At 57.1% G+C, this 17,764-nt stretch carries 23 protein-coding genes; 15 read left to right on the forward strand and 8 right to left on the reverse strand.

Annotated elements, in window-relative coordinates; translation table 11 throughout:
• Positions 1-51: 51 nt before the first annotated feature.
• From ACONT6_RS18235 to ACONT6_RS18285, 11 genes are all read left to right on the forward strand, one after another.
• The gene (locus tag ACONT6_RS18235) at positions 52-516 is read left to right on the forward strand and encodes a hypothetical protein (RefSeq protein WP_428819793.1); all 465 of its coding nucleotides are present in this window, start codon (positions 52-54) and stop codon (positions 514-516) included.
• 132 nt (positions 517-648) lie between these two features.
• Positions 649-1,062, forward strand: coding sequence for a hypothetical protein (locus ACONT6_RS18240; protein WP_428819794.1), 414 nt, complete (start codon positions 649-651; stop codon positions 1,060-1,062).
• Positions 1,063-1,216: 154 nt separating this feature from the next.
• Positions 1,217-1,678 (forward strand): hypothetical protein, encoded by a 462-nt coding sequence (locus tag ACONT6_RS18245; RefSeq protein WP_428819795.1) that lies wholly within the window; start codon positions 1,217-1,219, stop codon positions 1,676-1,678.
• Positions 1,679-1,802: 124 nt separating this feature from the next.
• Entirely contained in the window at positions 1,803-2,183 is a 381-nt protein-coding gene (locus tag ACONT6_RS18250; protein ID WP_428819796.1) for a hypothetical protein, read from the forward strand.
• 150 nt (positions 2,184-2,333) lie between these two features.
• Positions 2,334-2,630 (forward strand): hypothetical protein, encoded by a 297-nt coding sequence (locus tag ACONT6_RS18255; protein WP_181252552.1) that lies wholly within the window; start codon positions 2,334-2,336, stop codon positions 2,628-2,630.
• 120 nt (positions 2,631-2,750) lie between these two features.
• Positions 2,751-3,212: a hypothetical protein gene (locus tag ACONT6_RS18260; protein WP_428819797.1), complete on the forward strand. Its 462-nt coding sequence runs from the start codon at positions 2,751-2,753 to the stop codon at positions 3,210-3,212.
• Positions 3,213-3,292: 80 nt separating this feature from the next.
• Positions 3,293-3,604 (forward strand): cupin, encoded by a 312-nt coding sequence (locus ACONT6_RS18265; protein ID WP_428819798.1) that lies wholly within the window; start codon positions 3,293-3,295, stop codon positions 3,602-3,604.
• A 132-nt stretch (positions 3,605-3,736) separates the two neighbouring features.
• On the forward strand, positions 3,737-4,141 hold the full coding sequence (locus ACONT6_RS18270) for a DUF4259 domain-containing protein (protein ID WP_428819799.1): 405 nt from the start codon (positions 3,737-3,739) through the stop codon (positions 4,139-4,141).
• Between the two features lie 107 nt (positions 4,142-4,248).
• Complete coding sequence (locus tag ACONT6_RS18275; RefSeq protein ID WP_428819800.1) at positions 4,249-4,668, forward strand: GNAT family N-acetyltransferase; 420 nt, start codon at positions 4,249-4,251, stop codon at positions 4,666-4,668.
• A 101-nt stretch (positions 4,669-4,769) separates the two neighbouring features.
• Positions 4,770-4,946, forward strand: coding sequence for a PLD nuclease N-terminal domain-containing protein (locus tag ACONT6_RS18280; RefSeq protein ID WP_181254628.1), 177 nt, complete (start codon positions 4,770-4,772; stop codon positions 4,944-4,946).
• Between the two features lie 30 nt (positions 4,947-4,976).
• Entirely contained in the window at positions 4,977-5,324 is a 348-nt protein-coding gene (locus ACONT6_RS18285) for a cupin domain-containing protein (protein WP_428819801.1), read from the forward strand.
• A gap of 112 nt (positions 5,325-5,436) precedes the next feature.
• Here ACONT6_RS18285 and ACONT6_RS18290 read toward each other — a convergent pair whose 3' ends face one another.
• The 8 genes from ACONT6_RS18290 to gshB form a co-directional block, all read right to left on the reverse strand.
• The gene (locus ACONT6_RS18290; RefSeq protein WP_428819802.1) at positions 5,437-6,690 is read right to left on the reverse strand and encodes a heme biosynthesis HemY N-terminal domain-containing protein; all 1,254 of its coding nucleotides are present in this window, start codon (positions 6,688-6,690) and stop codon (positions 5,437-5,439) included.
• Positions 6,687-8,222, reverse strand: a complete 1,536-nt coding sequence (locus ACONT6_RS18295) for a uroporphyrinogen-III C-methyltransferase (RefSeq protein WP_428819803.1) — start codon at positions 8,220-8,222, stop codon at positions 6,687-6,689. The genes ACONT6_RS18290 and ACONT6_RS18295 overlap by 4 nt, the downstream gene beginning before the upstream one ends.
• A gap of 198 nt (positions 8,223-8,420) precedes the next feature.
• Positions 8,421-9,239 (reverse strand): uroporphyrinogen-III synthase, encoded by an 819-nt coding sequence (locus ACONT6_RS18300; protein ID WP_428819804.1) that lies wholly within the window; start codon positions 9,237-9,239, stop codon positions 8,421-8,423.
• Positions 9,240-9,256: 17 nt separating this feature from the next.
• The gene (gene hemC / locus ACONT6_RS18305) at positions 9,257-10,192 is read right to left on the reverse strand and encodes a hydroxymethylbilane synthase (RefSeq protein ID WP_428819805.1); all 936 of its coding nucleotides are present in this window, start codon (positions 10,190-10,192) and stop codon (positions 9,257-9,259) included.
• 65 nt (positions 10,193-10,257) lie between these two features.
• The gene (ruvX, locus tag ACONT6_RS18310; RefSeq protein ID WP_428819806.1) at positions 10,258-10,686 is read right to left on the reverse strand and encodes a Holliday junction resolvase RuvX; all 429 of its coding nucleotides are present in this window, start codon (positions 10,684-10,686) and stop codon (positions 10,258-10,260) included.
• Positions 10,687-10,695: 9 nt separating this feature from the next.
• Positions 10,696-11,280, reverse strand: a complete 585-nt coding sequence (locus ACONT6_RS18315; RefSeq protein WP_181254621.1) for a YqgE/AlgH family protein — start codon at positions 11,278-11,280, stop codon at positions 10,696-10,698.
• Positions 11,281-11,339: 59 nt separating this feature from the next.
• Positions 11,340-12,281 carry an energy transducer TonB gene (locus ACONT6_RS18320; protein ID WP_428819807.1) on the reverse strand — a complete coding sequence of 314 codons (942 nt, stop codon included), beginning with the start codon at positions 12,279-12,281 and terminating at the stop codon, positions 11,340-11,342.
• Between the two features lie 94 nt (positions 12,282-12,375).
• Positions 12,376-13,332 (reverse strand): glutathione synthase, encoded by a 957-nt coding sequence (gene gshB, locus ACONT6_RS18325; RefSeq protein ID WP_428819808.1) that lies wholly within the window; start codon positions 13,330-13,332, stop codon positions 12,376-12,378.
• 381 nt (positions 13,333-13,713) lie between these two features.
• Between gshB and pilG the strand changes: the two genes are divergently transcribed.
• The 4 genes from pilG (at position 13,714) to ACONT6_RS18345 (ending at position 17,702) form a co-directional block, all read left to right on the forward strand.
• Complete coding sequence (gene pilG / locus ACONT6_RS18330) at positions 13,714-14,109, forward strand: twitching motility response regulator PilG (RefSeq protein ID WP_010132439.1); 396 nt, start codon at positions 13,714-13,716, stop codon at positions 14,107-14,109.
• Between the two features lie 229 nt (positions 14,110-14,338).
• On the forward strand, positions 14,339-14,701 hold the full coding sequence (pilH, locus tag ACONT6_RS18335) for a twitching motility response regulator PilH (RefSeq protein WP_181254618.1): 363 nt from the start codon (positions 14,339-14,341) through the stop codon (positions 14,699-14,701).
• A gap of 18 nt (positions 14,702-14,719) precedes the next feature.
• On the forward strand, positions 14,720-15,262 hold the full coding sequence (locus tag ACONT6_RS18340) for a chemotaxis protein CheW (protein ID WP_428819809.1): 543 nt from the start codon (positions 14,720-14,722) through the stop codon (positions 15,260-15,262).
• A 259-nt stretch (positions 15,263-15,521) separates the two neighbouring features.
• Complete coding sequence (locus ACONT6_RS18345) at positions 15,522-17,702, forward strand: methyl-accepting chemotaxis protein (protein WP_428819810.1); 2,181 nt, start codon at positions 15,522-15,524, stop codon at positions 17,700-17,702.
• The last annotated feature ends 62 nt before the right edge of the window (positions 17,703-17,764 follow it).

Consider the following 17,764-nt stretch of genomic DNA (forward strand, 5'->3'; position numbering starts at 1 on the left):
ATTATGCCTAGATCTGGAGCTTTTGAATAAAACTGTTAAGGCAAATTCAGTATGACGAAAAAAATTTCATGGGGTGAGCCATTCAAATTTGTAAAGGCTAAGCGAGCCGAGTATGGCTATGGAGGTATGAGAGCTCACATTTTTCTTTTCATCTTTTGCCTGATCATATTTTCAGCCTTGGGAGTGTTTCTCGGGAAGAATGGCAACATAATAGAGGTATTGATGGTATCTTTTATTGGTTCATTTTTATTCGCCTTCCCCGGGCTTTGGATTTTTAGCTTTATTCCAAATGCTATAACGGCCAACAAAAAAGGTATCGTTTCCGGAAAGAATTTAATTCCTTATAAAAAAATAAAAAACGCCATTGTTGGGCAAGCAGAATTTCAGAAACAAACGTTTCCAGTTTTGGTATTTACGACCACTGACAACGTTCAGTATATGTATGGGTTGTCCGAAAAAATTTCCCCAAAAGAGCTTAGCGACTACTTGGAGAGCTATGGGGTGGAGGTGCAGTAGCAGCCTTAACAAAGCAATGCAGCCGACGTCTTACTTTGTGCACATTTTGCACGGTCGCTGCGCTCCTATTTTCGTGCAAAAGGTGCACAAAGTAAGCCGCGGCTGATTGCGGCGTTATAGGTCAAAAGTAGTATGAGCTTTACTTTAGATTTAATACTCACAGATGTACCAATGGAAAATGATGAAGCTTGGAAATATATTGAAGAGCTTAGAGAAGAGTACTACGAGGATAAGTCTGGAGCCCATGAGAAATTGATAGCATTGCATAAAGTTCTGACAGATAAATATCCATGCTTGTGTAGCTATGAGGACGATGATCCTGAAATGGAAAATAGTCCGTGGGCAGATGGCCCAATGCTAAATAATTTCGCAAGCAAGATGGGAATGCTAGCAATTCTGTATTCAAGAGCCGATGAGCTTTTTCCATTCATATTAGAAAAAGCGTTACTTTTTGATATTACGGTCGCTGATGGGCAAAGTGAAAAAATTTATCGCCCTGGTCAGCCAGTTGTATCTAAAGCCAGGCCTTGGTGGAAACTTTGGTAAAAACCTATAACAAGGCGAGGCAATTCGTTCCGGCCCTGCGGGCCTCCACCGGACAGCTTACTTTGTGCACTTTATGCGCAGGTCGCTTCGCTCCCATTTTCGCGCATAAAGCGCCCAAAGTAAGCTGCCGCTGCTCGCGGCGTTAAGGCACACTATGAATAAAGTAATTGCGTTTTTTCTTGTTTGTGTTTCTTTTCACGCCGAAGCGTGGGAATGCAGCAACGAAAATAGATACAAGCAGTCAATAGGTGCGCATGCTGACCAGGCGACCGATGTATTTTTAGGTCAGGTAGTTTCTGGGACCTATGACCCAAATGAAAAATACGGGAATGAAACTGAAATTACTGTTGCGGTAAATCATTCTTTCAAAGGTGAAAATGGGAAGTTAGTCACTTTAGTAACTGGTTTTGAGTCGCTGTTTCAGGGAGTTACATTGGGTGAAAGTTATGTGTTCTTCTTGTTCTCAGATAGAGAGTTGACCTTTTGTCGAGAATTAATTCCGGTTGGTCCAAGTACGCGTAGCCTCGAAGATCTCAAGGAAATGTCTAATCGAGTGGATGTACACTCTGGATCTAAGATCAAGCATTTACTTCACCACTTTGGGAACCTGCCTTAACAAGCAGCGGCAGAGCGACAGCCAACGCTACGCACCTTTTGTGTTACTCGCTGGCGCTCAAACATTAACACGAAAGGTGCTCCGCGCTGGCTGCGCCTGCGCTGGGCGTTATGGAGCGAGAGGTATGAAAAAACTAATAGCCTTTATTCCATTACTATTTACGCTCAATTCCACCGCGAGCCAGGGAGATGACCCTTGCCCAGAAGTAGCTCTTTCTATTCCCGCGTCAAAGGAAATTCCTTCGGAAATGGAGCCGCCAAAATTTCCAACACATGGAGATCGCTTTTTACCTGGATGTGTAATTGTGTCTTTTGAGCTCGCTGAAGCTAGGGATAGTCACGGTAAAACACTTGTTCCTGTAAATTTAAAGATAGAGGCGGAAAGTCACAAGAAATGGAATAGATCAGCCCTGAATTCAGTAGCCAGTAGGAAATACGCAGCAGAAAATGTAGAGTTTCGGGGGCGCCAATGGTCCAAAATTATGTTTTACCTAGGGGCTCCATAACAAGGCCGGGCAATTTGCTACGTGCCTTCGGCCCTCCGCGGGACAGCTTACCTTGTGCACGTTTTGCGCAGGTCGCTGCGCTCCCATTTTTGCGCAAAACGCGCACAAGGTAAGCTGCCCCTGCCGGCGGCGTTATGTGTCAGTGAGATAGTGAGTACGATTAACATGGAATATCTAATAAAAGAAGGAAGGGAGTTACTTCAGAACCTTGAAGATCTCGCAAGCTCTTACCATGTGAAGTCGGATATGCATGAAAAATTAAGCTGGGAGACTGTCGGGATCGGCGGAATGCTAAGCCAATTAGTTTCAGGCAGTGAATTAACTTACTCTTTGATTTCAAGTAACTTGGAGAAAGAATGGGGGCAAGAGCTTGTAGATTCTCATCCTGATCTGTTCAAGAGAGTTTATAGGTTCCGTGATGCATACTACCGCGCGAAAAACACATAACAATCAGCGGCAGAGCGACAGCCAACGCTACGCACTTTTTGTGTTACTCGCTGGCGCTCAAACATTAACACAAAAAGTGCTCCGCGCTGGCTTCACCTGCGCTGGGCGTTATGAGTTCATATGAGAAGAATTGCATTCATTTCCTTGGCGGTGCTATTTCCAAGCTTAGTTTTTGCCTGTGGCAAAGAAAAAGTGGATGTATCGAAGTATGTTACCGACTCCAAAATAGCAGACACTCCCATTCTGGAGGGCTGCCTAAACATCAATTTTCTCTTGGCTCCTAAATACGTCAATGACGGCTTGTACTTGGCCGGCGTAATGGTAAATGTAAAGGCCCCATCAGGAGTTCTTATGGCAAGTGTTCCACTAGCCATTATCGAGGAACCTGGTTACCAAGTGGCTAATACTTGCCTTTCGGAGTCGGCATTAAAGGCGAGTGAGTTGGAGTTCGTATTCTTGCATAAAGCTCATGCAGAGTTATCCGGTGATGGATATCGTGTTTTGGGAGGCATGGGCTGCAATCATACTGAGATAGTGCAGCTTACCAGTCTGGTAGAAACTCATAACAAAGCCAGGCAGTAAAGCTTCGGGCCTCCGCGGGACAGCTTGCCTTGTGCACGTTTTGCGCAGTTGAGCTCTGAGAGTGTGGTAAAAATCTAAAAATGGAAGTCATAAAAAGCAAGAGTTTCACTGCGGATCGGGCTTGGGGATCAAAGCAAATTGCAAATATGCAAGGTATTACCACCAAGCTCCACTGGACCGATCAACCGTACAAGTGGCACATAAACGATGGAGAAGAAGTTTTCGTAGTATTAGATGGTGTAGTAGACATGCACTATCGCATAAATGGCGCTGAAGAAATCGCCGTGCTAGAGGTTGGAGACATATTCTTTGCTTCTGTCGGAACGGAGCATGTAGCCCACCCAAGAGGTGAAGTGCGGGTGCTAGTAGTTGAGAGCGAGGGCAGCGTATAACAAGCAGCGGCAGGGCGACAGCCAACGCTGCACACATTTTGTGTTACTCGCTGGCGCTCAAAAGTTAATACAAAATGCGCTCCGCGCCGGCTGTGCCTGCGCTGGGCGCTAACTGTAATAAGGAGAACAAACATGGGCGCTTGGGGAATGGGTGTTTTCGATGATGATACTTCTTGTGACATTATCGAGGACGCGATAGGCGATGAGACAACTATTCAGGCAATGGTTGAAAAGTCTACTTCGATCGATGAATCAGAATATCTTGAATATGACGATTGCCATCAAATTATAGTTTCCGCAGCCATGGTTGATTCTCTTTTAAATGGTGCAAGCCATTGTAAGTTGGAGGGCGCTGGAATCTGGCTGTCTCGTCAAGATCCAAACTCAATAGCTGAGAGCAAGATGAAGTTAGTATCTCTGCTTAAAAGAGTTATTGGCCCAAATTCCGAGTTAAATGAACTTTGGGAAGAGAATGAAGATGATTACCCAGAGTGGAAAGGTAATATCCAGGGCATCATCACTTCGCTCAGCAGTTAACAAGACGCTGCAGACCAACTTTGTGCACTTTATGCGCGGTCGCTTCGCTCCCATTATTGCGTATAAAGCACCCAAAATTGTCGGCGGCTGCGCTCGGCGCTCAGGTAATGATGCAGATTGAATATAAAGTAAATGAAGCGGTTTCGGTTGAGCAGTTCCGAAGCTTGCTGGATCGCTCTACTTTGGCCGAGCGCAGGCCCGTAGATGATGCTGCCTGTCTTGAAGGTATGTTAAAGCATGGCAGCCTGACTGTGAGTGCCTGGTGCGCAGATACTCTGGTAGGTATCGCGAGAAGCGTTACCGACTTTAATTACGCATGTTATCTGTCTGACCTGGCGGTAGACAGTAATTTCCAGAAAAGCGGCACTGGCCGTAAATTGCTGTCGATGACACAGGAGCAGCTCGGGCCGCAATGCAAGTTGATCCTGATCGCCGCGCCCGCGGCGAATTCATATTATGAGCATCTGGGTTTCGAGAATAACACGCGTTGCTGGGTGCTTGATCGCGATGTGTGTATCGCTGAGTAAATTGAGTGAAGCGACTGTTCAGTACCCGGTTCCCGTGGATTATGCGGATGGCAACCTATACTTGGTGGCTTACGATCAATGGTAACTGAGAGGGTGGATCAATGGAGGGATTACTAGGTTTACTGATACTGATCGCGGATATCTACGCGATCGTCAAGATATTGCAGAGTTCGGCCAGCGGGCTCAAGAAGCTGGTGTGGGTGTTGATAGTGCTGATCCTCCCGGTTATCGGCCTGATCGCCTGGTTCCTGATGGGGCCCGGTGGACGCTCCGGATGAGTATTCGCAAGCCGGTTTTGGAGGGTTTCCTTGCACGCTGACAATATTTTCGCAGCGCTGCCCGACGCACTGGATGGCGAGGTATTTGAAGATATTGTCAGTGCCGATAGCGTTCGCATCGAGCGCATAGTTTCCCGTGGTCAAGTGACGCCCCCCTCAGAGTGGTACGATCAGCAGGAGAGCGAATGGGTGATCCTGCTGAAAGGTGCTGCGCGCATGTTGCTGGAAGTGTCTGGTGATGCAAGTAGCGAAGGCGCGATGCGGGAGGTGCACCTGTCACCGGGAGACTATCTGAATATTCCCGCCCACTGCCGTCACCGGGTCAGCTGGACTGACCCGCAGCAGCAGACTGTGTGGTTGGCGGTGTTTTACCGCTGACAACCTGATCTTGTTCCAGTTTCGAAAGTAGTTAAGGCGTTGATTTAGCCTTGGTTTACTGCTGGTCGTGGTGGCAATGCTTCTTGGCTGGCCAGTTCTGCTGTTGGCGCGGTCAGGATGCTTTAGTACTTAGCATACTGGAGTTCTGCCCCGGCAGCGGCAATTGCGGCAGGTCGGAAACCGCCTGTAACAACCCCTGCTCATACAGGCGCGCGGCCTGGTCTTTTTCTCCCAGGGCGAACAGCAGGCGCGCCAGCTCGGCGGAGGTGACCGGGTCTGAGCGCAGCAGCAGGCTTTTTTCAAAATACTGCCGGGCCTTGCCCCAGATTTCATTGCGCAGGCACAGCCGCCCCAGGCAGGTGAGCAGGTCGGCGTTTTCCCCGTATTCCTTCTGCCAGCCATCTGCAACGGAGAGTTGCTGATTGGCGTCTGCGCCGGTGAGATGTCCGTACAGGCGCACGGTATCGCCGCGCCATTCCCGGTTCAAAATCCAGCGCAGATGTTTTTCCGCTTCCACGTCGTCATCGACTTTGTGCAGGGTCTCGCCGTAGAGATTGCGCAGTTCGATATTGCGTTGCCAGCGGCCGTTCAGGCTCTGCCAGATCTCGCGGAGTTTTTCCCGGTCTTTGCGGTTGGCGGCATCGCGCAGCAGGTTTTGATACACCTCGAGCTCCAGTTGCTGCAGCTGGGATTCCGGCATGGTGCCGTGCTTCTCCAGGCGCGGGAGCAATTCGCGGAGGCCGTTCCACTCGCCGATGTGGTAATAGGCCTGGCGCAGCAGCTGCAGCAACGCGGGGTGATTGGGCTCTTCCTGCATGGCACGCTGCAGGCTGGCGATGCATTGCTCGTAGTGTTTGTCGAGTAATTGCATGCGCGCCTGACTGATGGCGACGGCGAGCTGGGTATCGTCGCCGGTGGCCTCGGCCTTGGCGAGCAGCTCATTGGCTTCATCCCGGTAGCCGAGTTCGAACGCGCTGCGGGCGGCGGCCAGGTAGTTGATGATGGGGGCATCGGAGCGGGCCGCGCTTTTCAGCAGCAGGCGGCGCGCGCGGGCCCAGTTGCCTTCCATATACTCGACCAGTCCGTTGGTAAGGCGGCGGCGGGCCATACGGCTGCGACCAAAGCGGATGCGGCTCACGCTGCCCTCGATGGCGCGGGCGAGGCCGCGCAGTAGCCAGATCAGCAGGAACAGGGCGAGCATGCCCAGTACCAGTCCGCCAATGGCGACCCACAGGTTCATCTCGATCCGCTTGCCGCTATCGCCGCCCACCATCAGCAACAGGTAGCCGGGATAGGAGCGCATGGCCTCGGCGAGCAGGGCGCCGCCGAGCAGGAGTACCAGGGTGAAGAAGAGGAAGCGTTTCACTGGAAGCTGCCTCCGTTACCGCTGTCGTCCGACTGCCCGGCGGAGACCTTGTGCATGCGATCGATATAGTTGCGCAGCGCGCTCTGCGAGGCGCTCAGGTTGGGCAGGTCGGTTTTCACCTTCTCCTGGCTCAATTCCTCCAGCTCGCGCAGGATTACCTGGCGCTGGGGGTTCTCCACGCCGTAATCCAGCAGCAGCTGGCGCGCGTGGTTGAGGGATTCCTTGTATACGGTGTCGTCGGCGCGCAGCACGGCGAGTTCTGCCTGTTCCATGTTCAGGCGCAGGCTCTGGCGGAAGCGGGTTTCGCTTTGTGGCGACAGTAGTACCGGGTCTACCTCGCCGTCACGGATACGCACAGAGCCCTTGAGGAAGTCGACGAAGTTGTCCCAGCTGGAGCGGAAATGCGCGTCGCCCACATCGGCGTTATCCGCCTGGGCTTTGGCGCTGGCGGCATCCCGTTTGGCGAGATCGAACTGGGGCTGGATATTCAGTTTGACCATCTGCTCTTCCAGTGCGCGCAGGCGCAGGTAGAGTCCCTCGCGATCCACATTTTCCACCAGCTTGAGTTCGGTGATGTCCCGCGCCAACTGCTGGCGTACGCCAAACAGGTCCGGCAGGTCGACCTGGCGCATGATGGTGTCTACTTCCTGCAGCAGGCCGAGGGCGGCGCGGCTGTCCTGTTCCAGCATCAGGCGCTGGTTGGCGAGACGTAGCAGATAGTCCGCCTCTGCCAGCTGCCAGTCTTCCCGACTGGCGTTGCCGAGCTGGCTCAGGCGGTTGCCCTGGGCGGTGACATTGCGCTGCAAGCCTGCCAGCTGTTGCTGCAGCTGCTCAATGGTCTCGCCCTGTTGCGTCAGCTGCTGGTTCTGCTGGGACAGTTGCTGGCGCAGTGCGCGGATCAACTGTGCGCTCTGGTCTTGCGGTGGCATCGGAGAGGTGGCGGCCGGTGTGTTGGGAGATGATGTATCCGGTGATGGGCGGGACTCCTCCGGCTGCAATATCGGCTGTTCGGGCGTCGGGGGTTGTTGTGCGCTCGCAGTGGCATCCGACGGTAATTCGTCGCTGCTGGAATTGCCCTGGTTTGTATCTGCCTGATAGTCCGGCGTGGTAGCACCCCGGTTGTCGCTGCCGCTTTGCTGCGGCGAAATCGCGGTATCGGTGGTGCTGCTGCCGGCAGAGAAGTGTTTGCCGATTACCGGCAGTGTCTGCAGATGTTGCCCGACCTGCTGACGCACGCCGGGCAGCAGGTACCAGGCCGCGACCGCTGCGGCGATCAGCACCAGTAGCAGTAACCAGAACCAGGTCCAGCCGCGCCCTTTTTTCGCAGTGCCTGCCTTGGGGGGCTTTTTACCTGCACCTGCGGCGGATTTGCTGGTCGCCTTGTCGCCGCTTTTGCCGGATGTTTCTGCCGCTTTGGCGAAATTGCTCTTGGGTTCGGCTTTGCGGGTCACCATCGGCACATCTTTTTCATCGGCCTTTTTGTCGCCGTTGTTATCCGGGGTGGAGGGCGGCGGGGCTTTTTTATCGCTCATGGACTCGCTTGCTCAGAATGGATGCTGGGATGCTAGTGGCACCGGCTTTCTTCCGCGGCCAGACCGGTCGTGCGACGGGCTGGCGGACACAGCCGCGTCTGCCGAAAGAAATTTTGTCGCCAAATTATAGCGACTGAAGCGGTTCTTTATACGGAGTCTGGCGCGGAAATGAAATTTTTTACCGACTCTGGCGTGTAATCAGGAATCGTCGGCGGCCAGAGCGTCTTTCAGTGCGGCCAGCATCGCGCTGTCGCCGGCATTGTGCGCGGCGAGAACCCGGGTAAAGCCGAGTTCGCGCGCGCGCTCGGCGACCCGTGGGCTCGGGCAGATAAGGTGGCACTGGCGCAGGGCGCTGCGGCCACTCGCATCGAGTGCACGATGCAGATTGTCGAGGGTTTCGCCGCTGTGCACGGTGATTGCGTCGGGAATATGCCCGTAGGCGCGCAATTGCTCGGTGGCTTCCGCGGGCAGTGCGCGCTGGTAGAGCTCGCAGTAATCGAGGCGCGCACCGCGCTCGACCAGGGTGTCGCCAATCAGGGTGCGGCCGCCCTGGCCGCGGAAAATGATCACCCGCTCTCCTTGCGGATGCTGCAGCGGCGGCAGCGCCAGCAGTGCCTCCGAATCCATGGTGCTGGGAATTCCGTCACCGGCGTCACCGGTATTGCCGATTTCGGGTTCCGCACCCCGGGCGCGGATGGCGCGCGCGGTCGCGGCGCCAATGGCGTAGTAGCGCGGCCCCTGGGGCAGCTGCGGCCAGTACATCTCCAGCCAGTCAAAGCCGTGTTGCACCGCGTTCTGCGAGACGAAGATGGCGTGTTCGAACTGATCGAAATCCATCACCAGGTTTTTGATGGCCTGAATCGCATCGTCTTCTTCCACCGGTACGATATCCAGCAGCGGAATACAGTCGGTGAGCGCGCCGGCTGTGTGCAGCAGATCGCGCCAGCCGCCGCTCTGGTGAGCGGGGCGGGTGATCAGGATACGTCGTCCGGCGAGTGCCTCGGTGGCGCTGGTCATGGCTGCGGGGTGAGGGATCAGATGGCCGCGAGAATCTTGTCGGCGCCGGCATCGAGCAGTTGCTCGGCCAGACGGGTGCCGAGGACTTCAGCTTCCGATACGTGTCCGCGAATTTCACTGCTGAGCATGGTGGTGCCGTCGGGGCTGCCCACCAGGCCGCGCATATACAGCTGATTCTTGTCCTCGCCCTCGAAAATCGCGTAGCAGCCGATGGGTACCTGACAGCTGCCGTTGAGGCGGCGCACCATGGCGCGCTCGGCGACCAGATGATGGCTGGTATCGGTGTGGTGCAGGGGCGCGAGCAGCGCCTCGAGCGCAGGATCGCGACGGGATTCAATGCCCACGGCACCCTGTCCGCCAGCGGGCAGCAGTACTTCGGGTTCGATAAATGCGGCGATGCGCTCGCGCATTTCCAGGCGCAGCAGACCGGCGGCGGCGAGGATGATGGCGTCGTAGTCGCCGGCGTCCAGCTTTGCCAGGCGGGTGTTGACGTTGCCGCGCAGGAATTTCACTTCCAGGTCCTGGCGCAGGGCCAGCACCTGGCACTGGCGACGCAGGCTGGAGGTGCCGACCACGGCACCTTGCGGCAGCTCTTCGAGGGAGCGGTAGTGATTGCTCACAAAGGCGTCGCGTGGGTCTTCGCGCTCGCAGATCACCGGCAGGTGCAGTCCTTCAGGGAACTCCATCGGCACGTCTTTCATGGAGTGCACCGCGATGTCGGCGCGCCCCTCGAGCATGGCTTTTTCCAGTTCTTTAACAAACAGGCCCTTGCCGCCCACTTTGCTGAGCGGGATATCCAGCAGCTGGTCGCCGCGGCTGGTTAGAGGCAACAGTTCAACGGTGAGGTCCGGGTGGTGGAACTCCAGCTGTTGCTTGACGTAATTGGCCTGCCACAGGGCGAGGGCACTCTCGCGGGTGGCGATTCGGATGGTGGTGATTGTATTTTCGGTCATGCGCGCAACGGGGTAGAAGGGAATTTCCGCGCAAGTCTATCAGTTTGGGGCGCTGATTGGAGGAACTAGCTTTCGCCCTGCTGGCGCAACCAGTCCTCAAGAAAGATCCGCGCGGCAATGGAATCCACCGGCTGGTTGGCGTAGTCGCCGCGGTGGCCCCGCTCGCGCGCCTCGTCTTTTGCCGCGCGGGTGCTCAGGCGCTCATCGGCGTAGGCCACCGGCAGCCCAAGGCGGCCGTGCAGGCGCTGGCCGAACTTGCGCGCACGGGCGCCGAACTCACTCTCGCTGCCGTCCATATTCAGCGGCAGCCCTACCAGCAACACCTGCGGGCGCCATTCGTTGACGACCTTTTGCACTCGATCCCAGTCGGGCTTGCCGTCTTTGGCGGGCAGCGGGTCCAGTTCGCGGGCGCTGCCGGTGAGGCTCTGGCCGTAGGCGAGGCCGATGGAGCGGGTGCCGAAATCGAAGGCGAGGGCGGTTACAGGTTTGCTCATGCTTTTTGCTCAGGCGTGACCGGACTGGGTGCCTATCCCACTCAGGTCGATACCGTGGCGAGAGGCGGCGGTGTGCCAGCGTTTGTCCCACGGTGTGGCGAACAGGATTTCCGGCTCCGCCGGCAGGGTCAGCCAGGCGTTCTCGGCGATTTCCTGCTCCAGTTGCCCGGGCCCCCAGCCGGCATAACCCAGCGCAAGCAGCACGTCGTCCGGGCCGCGTCCGCAGGCGAGGGATTCGATAATGTCTTTGGAGGCGGTCAGGCTGATATCGTCAGAGACCTCCACGGTGGAGGCGAATTGCATGCCGCGCCCGTGCAGCACAAAACCCTGCTCCTGGGCCACCGGACCACCGACCAGCACCGGCTCGTCGCCGCGCAGGCTGGTGTCATCCAGGGATAACTGTGAAAACACCTCTTTCCAGGTCACCTTGCTGGGCGAATTGATCACGATCCCCATGGTGCCCTCCTTGCCGTGTTCACACACGAAGGCCACCGCCTGGTGAAAGCGCGGGTCTTCCATGCCGGGCATGGCAATCAGGAACTGGCCCCGCAGGCTGTTGTGGGTGAGGTCGCTATCGATACTGGATGGCTGCATGGGACACGTGAGGTTGGCGCATGAACGTTAAGTTTAGTGCGGTTGAGGGCGATGCGCGCTCAACCGCGGCTCGGGGCTTTACTGGCGGCGGTGGAAAACCCGGTCATTTCAAATCGCCAGGTGCGAATGATTTCCAGGCGATCGGCCTCTTTGCGGATCTCTGGCGGGAAGGGGGCGAAGGGGGCCGCCAGACGCACGATCTGCTGGGCGGCGTCATCGAGCACGCGCTCGCCGGAGGACTCCAGGATGACCACTTCTTCCACGGCGCCGCTCGGCAGCAACCGCACCATCATGCGCAGGTCGCCGGTGATCTGGCGGGCCAGGGCTTCTTCGGGGAAATTATCGTTGCCAATGGCTTCCACTTTCTGGCGCCAGTCGTGCAGATAGGCTGCGTCAGACGCGGCCTTGGTGGCTACCGACGTGAGGCGACGTACTCGCGGGCGCTGCGCGATGGTCTGGCGAATCTTGTCCAGGCGTGCCTGCAGGCTGGCAATTTCCGGGTTGCTGGGAGGCAGGTCTGTGGGTGCATCGCCGCGTTTTTCTTCCGAGCGCTTGTCTTCTGCGGGTAGCTCCGGCGCTTGTTGCGGGCTGTCACCAATGGTGGTGACCAGCTGGCGCAACTGATCGGCAGGGCGCGCTGCCTGTTGCTGGGGCAGCGGGTTGACCTGGCGGATGCTGGTATCGGCGATTTCCGCGCGGCGATCGGTGGAGAGTTCTTTGGGGGTTTCCGCGGTGCCGCTGGCCTGCTGGTTGTGTTGCGCCAGGTAGTCGGCGTCGTCCGGTGCGTCGACGGAGCGATGCTGGGCGAGGGTCACTTCCAGGGTGGGCGGTGCTTCCTTGGCTTCGGGAGTGGTAAATGCGACGCCGAAGATCAGCAGCGCGTGCAGCGCACAGGCCAGGAACAGGGCAAACGTAAATCGGTCCCCCTGGGACGGCGGTGTCGCCTGGGGTTGATCCAATGTGGCGCGCGTGGCGCTGGGTTGGCTGGCTGCTGCGGTCATTTTGGTTATTGCTTTTACTACTGCCGTGAAACCGCCGGCGCCCGGCAGAGCGACTTGATTCGCTCAATTCGGGCCCCGGCAGGAGTCGGACAGTTTACCCTTTTTGCGCCATTCGGTCTGTGATCGCGCGCATCAATAATCCGCCGATGTCGGTGCCGTAGGCGTTGTCGATTTCTCGTACACAGGTGGGGCTGGTGACATTGACTTCGGTGAGGTAGTCGCCGATCACGTCCAGGCCGACAAACAGCAGGCCTTTTTCCTTGAGGGTTGGGCCCACCTTGCGCGCAATCCACAGGTCGCGTTCCGAAAGCGGGCGCGCTTCGCCGCGGCCGCCGGCGGCGAGGTTGCCACGGGTTTCCCCGGCCTGGGGGATGCGCGCGAGACAGTAGGGCACCGGCTCGCCATCCACCATCAGGATGCGTTTATCGCCGTCTTTGATTTCCGGAATATAGCGCTGTCCCATGATCTGACGTTTGCCGTTATCGGTGAGGGTTTCCAGGATTGCGCCCATGTTGCTGCCGTCGGGTTTGACGTGAAAGATCCCGGTGCCGCCCATACCGTCCAGGGGCTTGAAGATCACATCCTTGTGTTCGGCGTGGAAGGCGCGCAACTGGGCGATATCGCGGCTGACAATCAGCGGCGGGCAGCAGCCGTCAAAATGGGTGGCGAAGATTTTTTCATTGCAGTCGCGCAGGGACTGGGGCTTGTTGGCCACCAGGGTGCCGGCGCGCTCGGCGGCTTCGAGTATGTAGGTGGAATAGATGTACTCGTTGTCGAAAGGCGGATCCACACGCATCAGCAGGACGTCGAGATCCCCCAGGTGCACAGGCTTGCGCTCGCCGAGCTTGAACCAGTTTTTCGGATCCTCGAAAACCTCCAGTGGGGAGCCGTTACCCATGGGTTTGCCGCCATCCAGGTAAAGGTCCGACTGCAGGAAGTACTGCAGCTTGAATCCTGCGCGCTGGGCGGCGAGCAAAAGGGCGAGGGTTGTGTCTTTCTTGTAAGCGATGTTGGCGATGGGGTCCATGACCACGCCGAGCGTGTGGCTCATACCGGTATCCGTCTTTCTGAAGGTGATCTGGGCGGGGTGCCGGCCGCGACAGCCGTTGTGCACGTATCGGCACGGGCTGGGGTCGCGATCCGCAATCCGGGTAAGGTAAGAGTAGTGGGCGCGCCGTGCAAGCCGCACACTCCTGTGAGCGGTGCACAGAAATGCGGCATTGCTCACAAACTGACCATGACTCGCTCGCGGGCTTCGCCGTCGCTAGATTCACTCTGGTATCTGTGATAAAAGTTTCATCCTGATCTGCGCCCGCTGGCCGGTGGCCAATGACTGCGACGATCGGACCCCGTAATGAGGTTGCACGAAGGGCGTCGCATCGGTTTCCACAACCGGCGCCTGAAAAATAAGTAAAGGGGATTCAGGAACACTATGGAACTCAACTGGGAAAGTCTCACCGTGATGGTGATTGACGACAGTAAAACCATTCGTCGCACCGCGGAAACGCTGCTGCAAAAAGCGGGTTGTGCGGTTGTGACTGCTACCGATGGTTTCGATGCGCTGGCGAAAATCGCCGATTCGCGCCCGGATATCATCTTTGTGGATATCATGATGCCCCGCCTGGATGGATATCAGACCTGTGCGCTGATCAAGAACAACAGCGAATTCCGCAGTACGCCGGTGGTGATGCTGTCCAGTAAGGACGGACTGTTCGACAAGGCCAAGGGGCGCGTGGTGGGCTGCGATCAGTACCTCACCAAGCCGTTCAGCAAGAGCGAACTGTTGGGCGCAATTTCCGCACATGCCAAGCCGCATCACGCCGCCTGAGAACGGCTTCACTCTCAGAGCGTGAAATATTCGGCATAAATGGCGTAGACTATGGCGACTTGCTGCTGTTGAGTCGCTCAATGCGTCAGAAAATGCATGAGATTCACGAAAGTCAGCAATAAATAACGAAGCGTGTGGCGGTCCAGCCTTTTTTGGGCGGCCGGTACCAACAACGATCCGCCCGATAAAAGAGTAATGATCGGCGCGGAAACACTATCTCGGGGGAAAAATGGCCAAGGTGCTTATCGTCGATGATTCGCCGACCGAAACTCACAAGCTGACCACCATTCTGGAAAAGAACGGTCACGCAGTGCTCACCGCTACCAATGGTGAAAACGGCGTCGACGTTGCTCGCGAACAGCGTCCCGACGTGATCCTGATGGATATCGTCATGCCGGGCCTGAACGGTTTCCAGGCGACCCGCCAGCTCAGCAAGGGCGACCAGACCAGCGGTATTCCTATTGTCATCGTGACTACCAAGGATCAGGACACCGATCGCGTGTGGGGCATGCGCCAGGGCGCTCGCGCCTACCTGACCAAGCCGGTAGACGAAGGCAAGCTGCTGGGCACGATCGAGGAGGTGTTGGCCTGAGGCCAGCGTTGAGTCTCCGTGCAACCAACTCTTACCCCTTATCTCGCGCTGGTTGATATCGCCAATCGCGCAAAGGCGCAGGCGCAGGGGCTGCCTGCCCGCCAGGAAATAAAACCCTACTGGACGGGCATCGGATTTTCTCTGCTGGGACAGCGGTTTGTGTCCGCCATGGAAGACGTGGTGGAACTGCTGGAAGTGCCCCAGTACACCTTCGTGCCCGGGGTGCAGCCCTGGGTGCGCGGCGTGGCTAATGTGCGTGGCCGCCTGCTGCCACTGTTCGACCTGGCCGCCTTCTTTGGTGGCCACCTGACCAGTTCTCGCCAGCGCCGTCGGGTGCTGGTGCTGGAGCATGAGAAAATCTACGTGGGACTGATCGTCGATGAACTGCACGGGATGCAGCATTTGGCGCTCGAGTACGGCAAGCTGCCACCCTCTGATTTGGCGGAACCCTTCGCGCCAATGGTGAGCGGCCAGTTCCAGCTACAACAGGGGCGCTGGTTGGTATTCGACCTGCAGGCCCTGCTTAATGATTTTCAGTTTGCAGACGCCGCGGCCCATTGAGCCGCGGTTTTCTGTTTTGTGCGTCCGCTCGTTCGGGCGCGCCACCTGTACTCGGGGTGGCTGAGGTTTAACCGGCTACGTGCGTTAAACCTTATTGAGGGAGCGGGTTTTACCCGTTGCCGCAGAATCCGTAACTGGCGTATGTCGGTTTGGGGGTGCTCACTTAGGTGGGTAGCGAAAAGGGGATGTGGAGCCACCCGGCTTCAAAAGTGGTGATAACAAGAATTGGCCTGGATCACAGGTCCGCCAGGAGTAAATTATGAAAACAGGCTCCCAGAGTTCATTTTCCGCGTTGCGCAGTAACCCTGCGGCGCTGTTTATGGGTTTGCTGGTACTCGCCACACTGGCGGGGCTGATCGTCAGCATCTACTTGGTGCAGACCCGTGCCGACCAGGACCAGGAATACCTGGAAGACGTGGCCGAACTGCGCGCCCTGTCTTACCAGCTGGTGTCCTACGCACCGGCGGCGACCGCGGGTGACGAACAGGCGTTCGCGGACCTGGAACAGACCGTCAATCAGATGGCTGCCACCTGGAACGAACTGCAGGGCATGGACGCCGCCAGCAAGCAGGCGCTGGACCAGGAACTGGCCTCCTACGGTCAGGTATGGCGCCAGCTGCGCGAGCAGGCCGACACCATTATCGGCAACAAGGATTCGATCATCTTCCTGAACGACGTGGCGAGCACCCTGAACGACTCGCTGCCGGAACTGCAGGCAGAGCACAACAACATCGTGGAAATCCTGCTGGCCAACAACGCCCCGGCCAACCAGGTAGAGCAGGCCCAGTTGCAGGTATGGCGCGCCGAGCGTATCGGCCGGAACATCGACAAGATGCTGCAGGGTGGTGACGACGCCGAATCTGCCGCCGACCAGTTCAATACCGACGCGAGCCTGTTCGGTAAAGTGGTTGAAGGCATGAAGAGCGGCGACGTGGTGATGGGTATTTCCCGCGTAACCGACACTGAGGCCCGTGAGTCCCTGGAAGAAATTACCGAGCTGTTCGAGTTCGTAAGTTCTTCCGTGCGGGAAATCTTTGAAGCGACTCCGGCACTGTTCGCCACCCGCCAGGCGGCGGATGGTATTGCGGCCTCCTCTCCGCAACTGCTGGAAGCACTGTCTACCCTGAACGACCGTATCGTGAGCCTGTCTGGCGAGCGTCAGCCGAACAACCAGACCATCGCGATCATCGCCGGTGTATTCGTACTGTTGATCTTCGGCATGATGATCACCGCATTCTCCGGTACCCGCCGTACCCTGAAAGAAGAGACCGAAACCAACGAGCGTAACCAGCAGGCGATTATGCAGCTGCTGGACGAGCTGGCCGACCTTGCAGACGGTGACTTGACCACCTCCGCCACGGTAACCGAGGCCTTCACCGGTGCGATTGCGGACTCCATCAACTACACCATCGACCAGCTGCGTGTACTAGTATCGCGAATCAACGGCGCGGCGCAGGAAGTATCTTCCCTGTCCCAGGAAACCCAGCAGACTGCACTGCACCTGGCCGAGGCCTCTGAGCACCAGGCCCAGGAAATTGCCGGGGCATCCGCGGCGGTGAACGAAATGGCCGTTACCATTGACCAGGTATCTGCGAACGCCGCGGAATCTGCCCAGGTAGCGGAACGCTCGGTACAGATCGCAAGTAACGGTGCCAAGGTGGTACAGAACACCATCAAGGGCATGGACACGATCCGCGAGCAGATTCAGGACACCTCCAAGCGAATCAAGCGACTGGGTGAATCTTCCCAGGAGATTGGTGACATCGTAAGCCTGATTAACGACATTGCCGATCAGACCAACATTCTTGCACTTAACGCTGCGATCCAGGCCTCTATGGCCGGTGATGCAGGTCGAGGCTTCGCGGTGGTTGCGGACGAGGTACAGCGCCTCGCAGAACGTTCCGCAGCGGCAACCAAGCAGATTGAAGGCCTGGTAAAAGCGATTCAGTCCGACACCAACGAAGCGGTTGTGTCGATGGAATCCACCACCACCGAGGTGGTGCGCGGTGCCCGTCTGGCACAGGACGCGGGTGTTGCCCTGGAAGAGATCGAAACGGTATCTACCAACCTCGCATCCTTGATTCAGAACATCTCCAACGCGGCACGCCAGCAGGCCTCGTCCGCGGGTCACATCTCCAACACGATGAACGTGATTCAGGAAATTACCTCGCAGACTTCTGCCGGTACCCAGGCTACCGCACAGTCCATTGGTAACCTGGCCCAGACCGCATCCGCACTGCGCGACTCCGTTGCCGGCTTCAAGCTGCCCAACGAAGACGAAGTGGACGGCGAAAGCGATCTGTACGATGGCGATCTGGCCGAACTCTCCGAAGAGTTCCCGATGCTTGAAGAAGATACCGCCGAAGGCGTGGCCGCTGAAGAAGACGGCCTCGCGGGTCTCTCTTCTGAGCGTTCCGATACAGAGCGGGCCATGGCCTGAACCACCGCATATACCGATAACGACAATGCGGACACTGCCGGGGCTCGCGGCCCCGGGGGTGT

It is taken from the genome of Microbulbifer sp. MCCC 1A16149 (assembly GCF_050368945.1).
Taxonomy (GTDB): domain Bacteria; phylum Pseudomonadota; class Gammaproteobacteria; order Pseudomonadales; family Cellvibrionaceae; genus Microbulbifer.

Coding starts and splice junctions, on each gene's coding strand:
- ACONT6_RS18235 (WP_428819793.1), top strand. CDS start 52: ATGACGAAAAAAATTTCATGGGGTGAGCCATTCAAATTTGTAAAGGCT.
- ACONT6_RS18240 (WP_428819794.1), top strand. CDS start 649: ATGAGCTTTACTTTAGATTTAATACTCACAGATGTACCAATGGAAAAT.
- ACONT6_RS18245 (WP_428819795.1), top strand. CDS start 1,217: ATGAATAAAGTAATTGCGTTTTTTCTTGTTTGTGTTTCTTTTCACGCC.
- ACONT6_RS18250 (WP_428819796.1), top strand. CDS start 1,803: ATGAAAAAACTAATAGCCTTTATTCCATTACTATTTACGCTCAATTCC.
- ACONT6_RS18260 (WP_428819797.1), top strand. CDS start 2,751: ATGAGAAGAATTGCATTCATTTCCTTGGCGGTGCTATTTCCAAGCTTA.
- ACONT6_RS18265 (WP_428819798.1), top strand. CDS start 3,293: ATGGAAGTCATAAAAAGCAAGAGTTTCACTGCGGATCGGGCTTGGGGA.
- ACONT6_RS18270 (WP_428819799.1), top strand. CDS start 3,737: ATGGGCGCTTGGGGAATGGGTGTTTTCGATGATGATACTTCTTGTGAC.
- ACONT6_RS18275 (WP_428819800.1), top strand. CDS start 4,249: ATGATGCAGATTGAATATAAAGTAAATGAAGCGGTTTCGGTTGAGCAG.
- ACONT6_RS18280 (WP_181254628.1), top strand. CDS start 4,770: ATGGAGGGATTACTAGGTTTACTGATACTGATCGCGGATATCTACGCG.
- ACONT6_RS18295 (WP_428819803.1), bottom strand. CDS start 8,222: ATGAGCGATAAAAAAGCCCCGCCGCCCTCCACCCCGGATAACAACGGC.
- ACONT6_RS18300 (WP_428819804.1), bottom strand. CDS start 9,239: ATGACCAGCGCCACCGAGGCACTCGCCGGACGACGTATCCTGATCACC.
- hemC (WP_428819805.1), bottom strand. CDS start 10,192: ATGACCGAAAATACAATCACCACCATCCGAATCGCCACCCGCGAGAGT.
- ruvX (WP_428819806.1), bottom strand. CDS start 10,686: ATGAGCAAACCTGTAACCGCCCTCGCCTTCGATTTCGGCACCCGCTCC.
- ACONT6_RS18315 (WP_181254621.1), bottom strand. CDS start 11,280: ATGCAGCCATCCAGTATCGATAGCGACCTCACCCACAACAGCCTGCGG.
- ACONT6_RS18320 (WP_428819807.1), bottom strand. CDS start 12,281: ATGACCGCAGCAGCCAGCCAACCCAGCGCCACGCGCGCCACATTGGAT.
- gshB (WP_428819808.1), bottom strand. CDS start 13,332: ATGAGCCACACGCTCGGCGTGGTCATGGACCCCATCGCCAACATCGCT.
- pilG (WP_010132439.1), top strand. CDS start 13,714: ATGGAACTCAACTGGGAAAGTCTCACCGTGATGGTGATTGACGACAGT.
- pilH (WP_181254618.1), top strand. CDS start 14,339: ATGGCCAAGGTGCTTATCGTCGATGATTCGCCGACCGAAACTCACAAG.
- ACONT6_RS18345 (WP_428819810.1), top strand. CDS start 15,522: ATGAAAACAGGCTCCCAGAGTTCATTTTCCGCGTTGCGCAGTAACCCT.